A 12,467-nucleotide genomic window follows, 5' to 3' on the forward strand; every position below is an offset into this window, starting at 1 on the left:
CAAGTCGAAGACCGGGAGGCAGCGGCTGTCTTTATGGACGCTGCCTCCTGGAGTCTGAAACTCCTGATACTGCTGCCGCGTCCAGGCTTTTGCTCCGCACCCCGGGCTTATGCTCCGCAGTCTCGGGCTTATGCTCCATGAGCCTGGGCTTACGCTCCACACGGTAAACCCGCCCATCCTCGATCAAGACGCCGGCACGCCGCAGTGCATCAGAGTCGCCATGCACCCCGCAAAGTTCGCGCCGGCGGTCGCGGAGCGCGGCACCCTCAATAGGGCCAGCGACGGTCAGAATCAGACCATCCAGCCTCCAGCCGCCAGCGGGCACAGTTCTATGACTGAGCACATGCCGCGCGACGGCCTGGCTTATGCCGTGACGCATGGCAGCGATGGGCGCCGGATCCCTGTAGAGCCATAAATCCTGCTCCAGGAGTCGGCAAAGCACCTTGCCAAACTCGATCGTCCACAGGTGCCGCTCACGTCGGTCTAGCGGGTTTGGAGCCATCATGAAGGAACCGTCGGCGTGCTTCGCGAAATGGTCGATGTGGTCGATCAAGTGACCGACGCTTGCCAAGGGCTCCGGCTCGACGATCTGCACGAGTGCCCGCATGAGATCCTCAAGAACCGCCTGAAAGGTTGTACCGCTTGCCTGCCTGGCCACCCTTCGGATCTCCGCCGGGTCGGCCACAACCGAAATCCGACCTTCAGGAAGCTCGGCCGCGTGCATGCCCGTATGGAGGATTGCCTCAGCCACGTCCGCATGTCCTTGATCAAGAGCACCTTTGATGCGCACCTTTCCCCAGGATGTGGTGAACAGCTCGTCGATCATTGTCGGGCGCCGCGTCGGCTGGAAAATTCGCAAGCGACCCTGATGGGCTGTGGTTGTGGGCGCATATCCACCACGCGCCTCGATGCGCTCCAGCAGCGTCTGCGGTGGTCTGGATTCGGGGGAGCGCTGGCTTGCGCCCCGCAGCATTTCACTGCGCGCAAGGGGTGTTCCACCCGGGACAGCGACTCTCGTGGCAACCGCCGGCCTCTTCCGGCGCTGCGCAACAATCTGCTCGGCTCGCTCACGGTTCGTGGGGCTGCGCTCGGGCACGCTACTCACGGCCGCCCTCCGGCGGTTACTGCAGGCTTACGCGGTCTGCCGCGCCGCTTCGTCGGAGCCAGTTGAACTGCCACGGCTGGCGGCTTCTCCACCGGCGCGTCCATGCCCACGAACGCTTGCCAAGCCGCGTTTGAGACCAAGCGTCGCTCACCATGCTGCACCGACTGCAACGTGCGCCCAGTTGGGCACTGGATGACCCCGGAGCCGCAATCAAGCCAGCGGTAGATCGTCTCGCGGCGAACCCGCAAGAACCCGGCTATCTCCGCAAGGGTGAAGTAGTAGATCGTGGATGACGCCGGTGCGCCCACTGCTGAGGTTCGTGCTGCATCGTGTGGCATCTTCGTTCCAGATTGGCCTCGATACAGTTCTGCGACGCGCGTTGTCGAATGAGCCTGCGCGGCAGGAAGCTCAACAGAAATGCACATGCAAAAACAACGCGTTACGGGCTTATCGCGGCGGCGCGCCAGGCAAGCGCAATGGAACGAACGTCATGGACACCATGGGGATTTGGTGGGGGAGCGGGGATGCCACACGATGCAACGCCACGCCACAGGATGGGGGAGCAGCGGGGGAATGAGAAGCCCCGCGAGGCCCAAAACAAAAAGCCCCGCTCGATGGCGGGGCTCGCAACCACATGATTTTCTTATAAGAATTGGCGCGCCCGGCTGGGATCGAACCAGCGACCCTCGGCTTCGGAGGCCGATACTCTATCCACTGAGCTACGGGCGCATGGCGCCGGAGCGCAGCTCCGGGCCAAACAGACAGTGTAGCGCCTCGCACTCCCGAGGGGCGCGGCGGCGCCCTGCCCGGAGCCTACACGGCGCGGGCCCGCGGGCCTGCCACGCCACGGGCCCGCGGGTGCTGACGATCGTCAACTCCTCGCACATGCGGCGGCGCACCAGCGCGCCGTGCGTGCCCATGGGGGTGCGGGCGTCCTATCATGCACACCGCAGCTGCGGCGCGGCCCTCGCGGGGGCCGGGCCATTCGTGACCTTTTTGCACCGACCATGAGCGCACACGACTCCAACCACTCCAAGGGCCACGCCGCGCCCGCCGACGCTTCGACCGGGGCCCTGCCCTTCGCCCCCACGCTGCGCAAGCTGATCGTGATCCTGCTGGTGGGCTTCGCGGCGCCGGTGATCATCCTGGTGCTGATCGCCCATTTCATCGCCAGCGAGACCGAGCCGCCGGCCTCCTCGGAGGCGGTGGGCTCGCAGGCCGCCACCGAGCAGCGCATCGCGCCGGTGGCGCAGGCCAGCGCGGCCGCGCCGGCCGCCGCTACCGCGACGGCCTCGGCCAGCGCCCCGGCGGCCAAGGCCGCGGCGGCCAGCGCCCCGGCCGCGGGCGGAACCACGGTGGCCGACGCCGGCAAGAAGGTCTACGAGAGTACCTGCATCGCCTGCCACGGCGCGGGGATCGCCGGCGCGCCCAAGTTCGGCGACAAGGCCGAATGGGGCCCGATCATCGCCCAGGGCATGCCCACGCTGTACGACCGCGCGCTGCACGGCTATACCGGCAAGCGCGGCATGATGCCGCCCAAGGGCGGCAGCACGGCCAGCGACGCCGACGTGAAGGCCGCGGTGGACTACATGGTCGCCGCCGCCAAGTAAGCGCGAAGCAGGCTTGCTCGTGCGCGCCGGCCCTGCCGGCGCGCGACCTCAAGTCCAGCGCGCCTGGGCCGAGGGGCTGGCGCAAAAGCCCAGGCGCGACTCCACCTCGCCTGCCGCCAGCGGCCGCAGTTCCAGCGGCGCGCGGCGCGGCAGGCGAAGGCTGGACAGCGAGTCGTCCAGCCAGGGTTCCAGCAGCACCATGTCCAGGCTGTGCAGCAGCGCCGGGCCGGCCGTCGTACCCAGCCAAACGCGCCCCGGCGCATCCAGCCAGGCCTCGCGCACCTCGCAGTCCGCACCCGTGTGCGTGCTCCAGCGCGCAGCTTCCGCGTCGGTGTGCAGGCGCAGGATCAGCGGCGCCGCCTCGAGTTCCACGTACACCCGCTGCGGCCCGTTCTGGAAATACCAGCAGCCCTGCTCGTCGGGCTGGTAGTTGCGCGCCACGAAGGCGCACAGGCCCTCGTGCAGCAGCCGGCTGGCGCCCTGCTTGTCCAGCGCGCCGTCGGCGCGCCGCGGCCAGGGCAGCGCCTGCGCGTCGCGGATCCACCACTGGCCGCGCGCGTCCAGCCCGAGCCAGCCCGCGCAGGCCGGCACGTCGGGCCAGCGGCGCATGGCCTGCAGCACCTGCTCATCCATGAGGGGCCGCGCGCACGGGATGGGCCGGCGCGCGCATCAGTGCAGGCGCTCGGACTGGGCCCGCCGTTCGCCGGCCTCGTCGAGGGTGCCGGGGCTGGCGTGGTGCAGCACCAGGCGCCAGCCCTGGGGGGTGCGCAGGTACACGTTGGTGGCCAGCACGCAGGCGAAGGCCGCGGGCGCGCCCGCGGGCAGGCTCACGCGCTCGACCACGTTGTGCACCGCGCAGCCCATGGTGACGGTGCGCAGCACGCGCTCGGGCACGATGGGCAGCGCGCCGCCGCCCAGCAGCTGCTCGAAACTGGCGCGGATGGCCGCGGTGCCCACCAGGCGCGCCCCGCCCGGATGGATGCACATGGGCTCGTCGTCGTCGCTCCACACACGCATCACGGCGGCCGCGTCCCCCGCCTGCAGGGCCTCGTAGAACGCGGCTTCGGCGGCTTCGGCGGAGCTCAGCGGCCCGCTGGCCGCAAGGGGGTTTTCAGGCATCGGCGACTCCGTGCGCGGCGCTGGCCGCGGGCCCTTACTTGAACACGACCGTCTTGTGGCCGTTGCGCAGGATGCGGTGCTCGACGTGCCAGCGCACCGCGCGCGCCAGCACCTGGTTCTCCACGTCCTGGCCCACCGAGGTGAGCTCGTCGGCGTCCAGCCCGTGGTCCACGCGCTGCACGTCCTGCTCGATGATAGGGCCCTCGTCCAGCTCGGGAGTCACGTAGTGCGCGGTGGCGCCGATCAGCTTCACGCCGCGCTCGTGCGCCTGGCGGTAGGGCCGCGCGCCCTTGAAGCTGGGCAGGAAGGAATGGTGGATGTTGATGGCGCGCCCGTCCAGCGCGGCGCAGAACTCGGCGCTCAGGATCTGCATGTAGCGCGCCAGCACCAGCAGTTCCACGCCCTGCTCGCGCATCAGGGCCTCGATGCGAAGTTCCTGCGCGCGCTTGGTCTGCGCATCGGCGCCGGCCGCCAGCGGCTCGTGGTGGAAGGGCACTTCGTAGTGCGCCGCCAGCGAGGCGCAGTCGCGGTGGTTGGATACCACGCCCACCACGTCCATCGGGATCTGGCCGGCGCGCCAGCGGAACAACAGGTCGTTGAGGCAGTGGGCCTGCCGGCTCACCGCGATGAGCACGCGCGCGCGCCGCGCCACCGCGTGGATGAGCGCCTGCATGCCGAAACGCTGGCGCAGGTCGGCGAACAGCAGCTCGACCTTCTCCGCGCCATCCAGGTGGGCGGGCACCGCGAAGTGCACGCGCATGAAGAACAGGCCCGTGGCGGGGTCGCCGAACTGCTGCGAATCCAGGATGTTGCACCCGGCCTGGTACAGCACCCCGGATACCGAATAGACGATGCCCTTGGCATCGGCACAGGACAGTGTGAGGATGAAGTCGTTGGCAGCGGGTGTCATGGCGGGCGGCGGGGCGCGCCGACCATCGGCGGCGCCGCCCGCATTCTAGGGAATTCCCCTTAGTTGCCCTCAGGAATCGCCGAGCCGCGCCACCACGGCGGCGGCGAAGGTCTTCGTGTCGGCCTTGCCGCCCAGGTCGCCGGTGCGCACGCCGTCGGCGTTGAGGCTGCGCTCGATGGCGCGGCGCAGGCGCTCGCCCTTGTCTTTCAGGCCCACATGGTCGAGCATCATGCCCGCCGCCAGCATCAGCGCCACCGGGTTGGCGATGCCCTTGCCGGCGATGTCGGGCGCCGAGCCGTGCACGGCCTCGAAAATCGCCGCGTCCTGCCCGATGTTGGCGCCGGGGGCCATGCCCAGGCCGCCGACCAGGCCGGCGCACAGGTCGGACAGGATGTCCCCGAACAGGTTGGTGGTGACCAGGCAGTCGAACTGCCAGGGGTTGATCACCAGTTTCATGCAGCAGGCGTCGACGATCACGTCGTCCAGCGCGATGCGGTCGGCGTACTTCTCCTGGTGGATCTGGTAGGCGGTCTCCAGGAAGATGCCGGTCAGGGCCTTCATGATGTTGGCCTTGTGCACCACGGTCATCTTCTTGCGCCCCAGCGCGATGGCCGTGCTGAAGGCGTAGTCCAGGATGTGGCGCGCGCCCTGGCGGGTGTTCACCCCGGTGGACATGGCCACCGCGTGGGGATCGTCGTCGATGGGGATGTAGTGCTCGTAGCCCATGTACAGGCCCTCGACGTTCTCCCGGAACACCAGCAGGTCGATGTTGTCGAAGCGCCCGCCGGGAATCAGGGTCTTGGCCGGACGCATGTTCGCGTACAGGTGGAAGGCCTCGCGCAGGCGCACGTTGGAGGAGCGGTAGCCGCCGCCCGACGGCGTTTCCAGCGGCCCCTTGAGGGCCAGCCGGGTGCGGCGGATGCTGTCCAGCGTGGCCTGGGGCAGCGGGTCTCCCGCGGCCTTCACGCCGCCCAGGCCGGCGATCTGCGGATCCCAGTCGAAGGGAGCCTCGAGCGCCTCCAGCACCCGCAGCGTGGCCTCCATGATCTCCGGCCCGATGCCATCGCCGGCGATCAGGGTTGCGGGAATGCGGCGTGCGGGGGTGCTGTCGGCCATGCCGGGTCTCCTGAAGAGGGTGCCATCGAGGCTGCGCGGCCGATGCCATCACCGCCGCAGGCTAAGCATATACGCCGCAACATTGCGCAAAGCTGACGACGTGCCCCGCTGCGCCGCGGCTCAGCCCTCGGCCCGCGGCGGGTCGAGGAAGCCGCCGGCGCGCCAGGTCAGCACCAGGGTGTCGCGGCAGCCGCCGGCGCCTTCGAGTTCGGGCAGGATCGGCGTGGTCTCGTGGATCACCCGCGTGTCGTCCATCAGCAGCGCGCTCCACGGCTGGTCCAGCGTGAAGCGCACGCCGCGCGCGCCCTGCAGCTCGAACACCCGGCTCTCGCCGCCGCGGATGCCGCGGCGCTGCGCCAGCAGCACGGCGACGAAGTCCACGCCGTCGCGGTGCGCCCCCTCCGGCGTGGGGCGGCCGATGCCGTCGGCGGTGTCGATGCGGAACTGGTGCGCCTCGACGAACCAGCGCGGTTGCGGGCGCACCTGGCCGAACACCTCGCCCAGCGAGCCGAGCAGCCCACCCCAGCAGGCCATCGAGCACAGGCGCGGGTCCAGCGGCTCCAGCCAGCGCACCAGGCCGCCGTGCAGCGCGTTGTAGGTCAGCGGCTGGTAATGCGCGCGGTGCGCGACCTGGCGCAGCCCGGGCTGCGCGCCTGCCGTTTCGTGCACGAAACTGCCGTGGCGCCGCCGGCGGTAGCGCCCGCCGTCCTTCAGGTAGGGGTCGGCCGGCAGTTCCTCCCACAGCGGCAGCGCCGCCGCGCAGTCGGCCGGCGACAGGCCGCAGAGTTCGCCGAGCTGGGCGGGTTGCAGCAGCGCGAAGCCTTGCTCGCGCAGGCGCAGCAGGAGCGCGTCCCGCAGGTCCCTGCCGGGCGTGCCGACGCGCGCGGCCGTGGCGAGGCCGGGACCCAGGTCGAAGTCGAGCATGCTTGGCCCCTCGCGGTGTCAGCGCCCGTCGCGCAGCCCGGTGGTGCGGTTGAACACCAGCCGGCCGCCGACGTGGTCGCGCGAATCGGTGACGAAATAGCCGTGGCGCTCGAACTGGAACGAGGTACCCGGCGCGGCCGCGGCCACCGAGGGCTCCACCCAGGCCTGCACCACGCGCAGGCTGTCGGGGTTCAGCGCCTGCAGGAAATCCGCGCCTCCGGCGTCGGGCTGGTCGGCCAGGAACAGGCGGTCGTACAGGCGCACCTCGGCCGCCAGCCCGTCGGCCGCGCCGACCCAGCTGATCACGCCCTTGACCTTCACCGCGGCGGCGCCCGGCGTGCCGCTGCGCGTGTCGGGCACGATGCGCGCATGCACCTCGAGCACGCTGCCGTCGCTCGCGCGCTCGGCGCCGGTGCACTCGACCACGTAGCCGTACTTCAGGCGCACGCGCCCGCCCGGGTACAGGCGGAAAAAGCCCTTGGGCGGCTCGAACTCGAAGTCCGAGCGCTCGATCCACACCCGCGGCCCGAGCTGGAAATCGCGCTGGCCGCGCTCGGGCTGGTGGGGATGCACGGGCGCCTGGCAGGCCTCCAGGCGGCCCGCGCCGATCACCTCGTCCCAGTTGTCCAGCACCAGCGGCACCGGATCGAGCACGGCCATGGCGCGCGGAGCCTGCGGGTCCAGGTCGTCGCGCAGCGCGCCCTCGAGCACCGAATAGTCGATCCAGGAATCCGACTTGCTCACGCCGATGCGCTCGGCGAACAGGCGCAGCGCGCCGGGCGTGTAGCCGCGCCGGCGCAGTCCGGCGATGGTGGGCAGGCGCGGGTCGTCCCAGCCCTTCACGCGGCCCTCCGCCACCAGTTGCGCCAGCTTGCGCTTGCTGGTGATCAGGCTGGCGAGGTTCAGGCGCGCGAACTCGTACTGCCGCGGCAGCGGGCGCTCGAGCAGGCCCAGCGCCGCCAGGTGCTCGAGCAGCCAGTCGTAGAAAGGCCGCTGGTCCTCGAACTCCAGCGTGCACAGGCTGTGGGTGATGCGTTCCAGCGCGTCCTCGATGGGGTGCGCGAAGGTGTACATCGGGTAGATGCACCAGCGGTCGCCCGTGCGGTGGTGGTGCGCGAAACGGATGCGGTAGAGCGCCGGATCGCGCAGGTTCAGGTTCGGCGAGGCCATGTCGATGCGCGCGCGCAGCACCATCGAGCCTTCCGCGTGGAGCCCCTCGCGCATCTCGCGAAAGCGCTGCAGGCTCTCGGCCGCGGGGCGATCGCGCCAGGGGCTGGGCACGCCCGGCTCGGTCAGGCTGCCGCGGTTGCGCCGCATGTCCTCGGCGCTTTGTTCGTCGACATAGGCCAGGCCCGCCTCGATGAGCGCGCAGGCGGCGCGCCACATGAAGTCGAAGTAGTCGCTGGCGAAGTATTCGTGGCTCACCCCGGCGCTGACCCAGTCGAAACCCAGCCAGCGCACCGCGTCGCGGATCGCGTCCACGTACTCCTGGCTTTCCTTCTCGGGGTTGGTGTCGTCCAGGCGCAGGTGGCACACGCCGCCGTAGTCGCCGGCCAGGCCGAAGTTCAGGCAGATGCTCTTGGCGTGCCCGATGTGCAGGTAGCCGTTGGGCTCGGGAGGAAAGCGCGTGCGGATGCGCGCCGCGTCCAGCGGCGCCTGCGCCAGCGCGGCCGCGTCGCCGGGCTGGCCGGCGAAATGCCTGCCCTGCAGCGCCCCCGAGGCGAGATCGGCCTCGATGATCTGGCGCAGGAAGTTGGAAGCTTTGGCGGGTGCGGTTTCGGGATTCGGCATGGATCGGATCGTCGCGGCGGCGCTCCCCTCGGAGGGGGATTTCTCGGGCAAAACCCTATTGTCCGCCAAGCGCGCCCCCCCACGCCAGCGACGGAGCGGCGGGCGCGGCGGGGGGACTCGCCCTGCGTCCCCGGGCGCCGGCGCGCGGCACCGTAGAATGGCAGGCCTTCCCGGCGCCCCGTGGCGTCGGCGCGAAGAGCCCGAATACCCCCACTCATCGATGGCGCCCGCGGGCGCCGGGAGCGAAACGCTATGGCCGGCCATTCCAAATGGGCCAACATCCAGCATCGCAAAGGCCGCCAGGATGAAAAGCGCGGCAAGGTCTGGACCAAGATCATCCGCGAAGTCACGGTGGCCGCCAAGCTCGGCGGCGGCGACGTCAACGCCAACCCCCGGCTGCGCCTGGCTCTGGACCGGGCGCGCGAAGCCAACATGCCGGCCGACAACCTCAAGCGCGCGATCGACCGCGGCACCGGCAACCTGGAAGGCGCGCATTACGAGGAAATCCGCTACGAGGGCTACGGCCCCGGCGGCGTGGCCATGATCATCGACTGCATGACCGACAACCGCGTGCGCACGGTGGCCGAGGTGCGCCATGCGCTGTCCAAGTTCGGCGGCAACCTGGGCACCGAGGGTTCGGTGGCCTTCCAGTTCAAGCATTGCGGGCAATTCCTGTTCGCCCCCGGCACGCCCGAGGAACAGGTGATGGAAGCCGCGCTCGAAGGCGGCGCCGAGGACGTGAGCACGCTGGACGACGGCTCCGTCGAAGTGCTGTGCGAGCCGGCCGATTTCGGGGCCGTGGCCGCCGGCCTGCAGGCGGCCGGCCTGAAGCCGGAATACTCCGAGCTGGGCATGAAGCCCAGCGTCGAGGTGGAACTGGACGGCGCCGATGCCGAGCGCATGCAAAAGCTGGTCGACGCGCTCGAGGATCTCGACGACGTGCAGCGCGTCGACCACAACGCCATCCTGCCGTGAGACGCGGCGCTAGCAACCCCCTCTCATGAAAATCCTGGTCATCGGCTCCGGCGGCCGTGAACACGCGCTGGCGTGGAAGCTGGCGCAATCCCCTCGGGTGAAGAAGGTCTTCGTGGCTCCCGGCAACGGGGGAACCGCGGCCATGCCGCACCTGGAGAACCTGGCCATCCCCGAGATCGAGCGGCTGGCCGACTTCTGCGTGGCCGAGGACGTGCACCTCACCGTGGTGGGCCCGGAGGCCCCGCTGGCCGCCGGCGTGGTGGACCATTTCCGCGAGCGCCGGCTGCGCATCTTCGGGCCCACGCGCGCGGCCGCGCAGCTGGAAAGCTCCAAGGCCTACGCCAAGGACTTCATGCAGCGCCACGGCATCCCGACCGCGCAGCACCGCACCTTCACCGACCCCGCGCAGGCCCATGCCTACATCACCGAGCGCAACTGCGCGCTGGTGGTCAAGGCCGACGGGCTGGCCGCCGGCAAGGGCGTGGTGGTGGCCGCCACGCCGGACGAGGCGCACGCCGCGGTGGACGACATGCTCGAGCGCAACACCTACGGCGTGCAGCACGGCGAGGACGGCGCGCGCGTGGTGATCGAGGATTTCCTCGAGGGCGAGGAAGCCAGTTTCATCGTGCTGGTCGACGGCACGCGCGTGCTGCCGCTGGCTTCCAGCCAGGACCACAAGCGCCTGCGCGACGGCGACCAGGGGCCGAACACCGGGGGCATGGGCGCGTATTCGCCGGCCCCGGTGGTCTCGCCCGAGGTGCACGCGCGGGTGATGCGCGAGATCATCATGCCCACCGTGCAGGGCATGGCCGCCGACGGCAACCCCTACACGGGCTTCCTGTACGCCGGGCTGATGATCGACCGCCAGGGCCATGCGCGCACGCTGGAGTTCAACTGCCGTCTCGGCGACCCCGAGACCCAGCCCATCCTGATGCGCCTGAAAAGCGACCTCGTGCACGTGCTGGACGCGGCCATCGACGGCAAGCTGGACAAGCTGGAACTGCAGTGGGACCGCCGCACCGCGCTGGCCGTGGTGATGGCCGCCCCCGGCTACCCGGAGACGCCGCGCCTGGGGGGAGCCATCGAGGGCCTGCCCGCCCCCGCCGAGGACCTGCAGGTATTCCACGCCGGCACGCGCCTGGACGGCAACGTGCTGCGCACCGCGGGCGGGCGCGTGCTGGCCGTCACCGCGCTGGGCGATTCGCTGCGCATGGCACAGCAGCGCGCCTACGCCGGCCTGCGCCAGATTCGCTTCGAAGGCATGCAGTTCCGCCAGGACATCGGCTGGCGCGCGCTCAAGCGCTAGCCGCCCAGGCTCCTAGTCGCTCCTCAGAGCACGCCGTCGCGGCGCAGGGCCTCGATGGCCTCGGGGTCGAAGCCGAGTTCGGCCAGCACCTGCTCGTTGTGCGCGCCCAGCGCCGGGCCCAGCCAGCGCGTGCCGCCGGGCGTGCGGCTCAGACGCGGAACCACGCCCGGCAGGTCCACCGGCGTGCCGTCGGGCAACGCGTGGCGCTCGATCATGCCGCGGGCGCGGAACTGCTCGTCGGCGCAGATGTCGGCGATGCTGTAGATCCGGCTGGCCGGCACGTCGGCCTCGCGCATGGCCTGCACCACTTGCGGCGCGTCGTGGCGTCCCACCCATTGCTGGATGGCCTGGTCGATCTCGGCGGCGGCGCGGATGCGCCCGGGGTTGGTCGCCAGCTCGGCGCGGGAAGCCAGGTCCTCGCGCCCGATGGCCAGCATCAGGCGGCGGAAGATCGCATCCCCGTTGCCGGAGATCTGCACCCATTCGCCGGCAGCGCTGCGGTACACGTTGGAAGGCACGATGCCGGCGATGGAGCTGCCGCAGCGCTCGCGCACCGTGCCGCCCACGCTGTATTCCATCAAGGTGCTTTCCATCAGGTTGAACACCGACTCGGTGAGCGCGACGTCGACCACCTGCCCCTGCCCGCCCTGGTGCCCGTCGAAGCGCCCTCCCGTGGCGTCGCGGTGGCGCAGCGCCATCAGCGCGCCCATCACCGCATGCAGCGCGGCGATCGAGTCGCCCAGCGACAGGTTCGAACGCATCGGCGGGTGCGCGGGGTCGCCGGTGACGTAGCGCATGCCTCCCATCGACTCGGCGATGGCGCCGAATCCAGGCTGCGCGCGCAGCGGTCCGGTCTGGCCGAAACCGGAAATGCGCACCATCACCAGCGAGGGATTGGCCTGGCTCAGCTGCTCCCAGCCCAGGCCGAGCTTCTCCAGCACGCCCGGGCGCATGTTCTCCACCAGCACGTCGCAGCGGCGCACCAGGCGCAGCACGACGTCGCGCCCGGCCTCGGACTTCAGGTCCAGCGTGATGCAGCGCTTGTTGCGCGCCTGCGCGGCCCACCACAGCGAGGTGCCGGCGTGCATCTGGCGCCAGCCGCGCAGCGGGTCGCCGCCGGCCTCGCCGCCGCGCGCGGGGCTTTCCACCTTCACCACGTCGGCGCCGAACTCGGCCAGCAGGCGCGTGGCGAAGGGGCCCGCGATCAGGCTGCCGAGCTCGAGCACGCGCAGGCCCTGCAGCGCGCCGCCCGCGGCCGGGCCCCGGGATTCAACGGAGGATGGTTCGGACATGGAGACATTGCACCACAGGAAGCGGGATCGAGTAGGGTGAGGGGTCGCCCCCTCAGCCCTCTCACACCACCGGACGTGCGGTTCCGCATCCGGCGGTTCAAGCAGAACTCTGGAGCCGCTGATGGATATCCACCAGCGAGACCAGCCCCAAGTTGGCAAAGTATTTCGGCGGCAGCGCATGGCGCATGTGCAGAGCCCCGGCATTCCACCACGGCCCGCGCCCGTTGACGCTCGATTTCCGGGCGCGTTGCGCGTCCAGGCCGAGCGCGCGCAGGCGCGATTCCCGGGTGCGGGGTCGTTTCCACTGGCGCCAGGCGAT

Annotated in this window: 11 protein-coding genes, 1 tRNA gene and 1 pseudogene; 3 read left to right on the forward strand and 10 right to left on the reverse strand. The window is 70.5% G+C overall.

All coding sequences use genetic code 11. The features are described 5' to 3' along the window. Positions 1-31: 31 nt before the first annotated feature. Together D466_RS21315 and D466_RS0109720 are read right to left on the reverse strand one after the other, a co-directional pair. Positions 32-826 carry a hypothetical protein gene (locus tag D466_RS21315; protein ID WP_018913527.1) on the reverse strand — a complete coding sequence of 265 codons (795 nt, stop codon included), beginning with the start codon at positions 824-826 and terminating at the stop codon, positions 32-34. Between the two features lie 932 nt (positions 827-1,758). Then, positions 1,759-1,834, reverse strand: a tRNA-Arg gene (locus tag D466_RS0109720). Positions 1,835-2,112: 278 nt separating this feature from the next. On the opposite strand from D466_RS0109720, the gene D466_RS25135 reads away from it, so the two are divergent. Further along, positions 2,113-2,715 (forward strand): c-type cytochrome, encoded by a 603-nt coding sequence (locus tag D466_RS25135; RefSeq protein WP_018913528.1) that lies wholly within the window; start codon positions 2,113-2,115, stop codon positions 2,713-2,715. Between the two features lie 48 nt (positions 2,716-2,763). Here D466_RS25135 and D466_RS0109735 read toward each other — a convergent pair whose 3' ends face one another. From D466_RS0109735 to D466_RS0109760, 6 genes are all read right to left on the reverse strand, one after another. Next, positions 2,764-3,348 (reverse strand): DUF2946 family protein, encoded by a 585-nt coding sequence (locus D466_RS0109735; protein ID WP_018913529.1) that lies wholly within the window; start codon positions 3,346-3,348, stop codon positions 2,764-2,766. 36 nt (positions 3,349-3,384) lie between these two features. After that, on the reverse strand, positions 3,385-3,834 hold the full coding sequence (locus D466_RS0109740) for a nuclear transport factor 2 family protein (RefSeq protein ID WP_018913530.1): 450 nt from the start codon (positions 3,832-3,834) through the stop codon (positions 3,385-3,387). Between the two features lie 34 nt (positions 3,835-3,868). Beyond that, positions 3,869-4,744, reverse strand: a complete 876-nt coding sequence (gene purU / locus D466_RS0109745; protein WP_018913531.1) for a formyltetrahydrofolate deformylase — start codon at positions 4,742-4,744, stop codon at positions 3,869-3,871. A gap of 69 nt (positions 4,745-4,813) precedes the next feature. Then, positions 4,814-5,860: an isocitrate/isopropylmalate dehydrogenase family protein gene (locus D466_RS0109750; RefSeq protein ID WP_018913532.1), complete on the reverse strand. Its 1,047-nt coding sequence runs from the start codon at positions 5,858-5,860 to the stop codon at positions 4,814-4,816. Between the two features lie 120 nt (positions 5,861-5,980). Further along, complete coding sequence (locus tag D466_RS0109755) at positions 5,981-6,784, reverse strand: 2OG-Fe dioxygenase family protein (protein ID WP_018913533.1); 804 nt, start codon at positions 6,782-6,784, stop codon at positions 5,981-5,983. A gap of 18 nt (positions 6,785-6,802) precedes the next feature. Then, on the reverse strand, positions 6,803-8,575 hold the full coding sequence (locus D466_RS0109760; protein WP_018913534.1) for a glutamine--tRNA ligase/YqeY domain fusion protein: 1,773 nt from the start codon (positions 8,573-8,575) through the stop codon (positions 6,803-6,805). Positions 8,576-8,827: 252 nt separating this feature from the next. Here D466_RS0109760 and D466_RS0109765 point away from each other — a divergent pair, with 252 nt between their 5' ends. Next, positions 8,828-9,550, forward strand: coding sequence for a YebC/PmpR family DNA-binding transcriptional regulator (locus D466_RS0109765; protein WP_018913535.1), 723 nt, complete (start codon positions 8,828-8,830; stop codon positions 9,548-9,550). Between the two features lie 25 nt (positions 9,551-9,575). Further along, complete coding sequence (gene purD, locus D466_RS0109770) at positions 9,576-10,856, forward strand: phosphoribosylamine--glycine ligase (RefSeq protein WP_018913536.1); 1,281 nt, start codon at positions 9,576-9,578, stop codon at positions 10,854-10,856. A gap of 23 nt (positions 10,857-10,879) precedes the next feature. Here the strand turns inward: purD and D466_RS0109775 are convergent, their stop codons facing one another. Next, complete coding sequence (locus tag D466_RS0109775; protein ID WP_018913537.1) at positions 10,880-12,148, reverse strand: CaiB/BaiF CoA-transferase family protein; 1,269 nt, start codon at positions 12,146-12,148, stop codon at positions 10,880-10,882. 97 nt (positions 12,149-12,245) lie between these two features. Continuing rightward, positions 12,246-12,467 (reverse strand): annotated as a pseudogene (locus D466_RS24445) (group II intron reverse transcriptase/maturase); the annotation flags it as partial.

This window comes from Thiomonas sp. FB-6 (genome assembly GCF_000377645.1).
GTDB lineage: Bacteria > Pseudomonadota > Gammaproteobacteria > Burkholderiales > Burkholderiaceae_C > Thiomonas_A.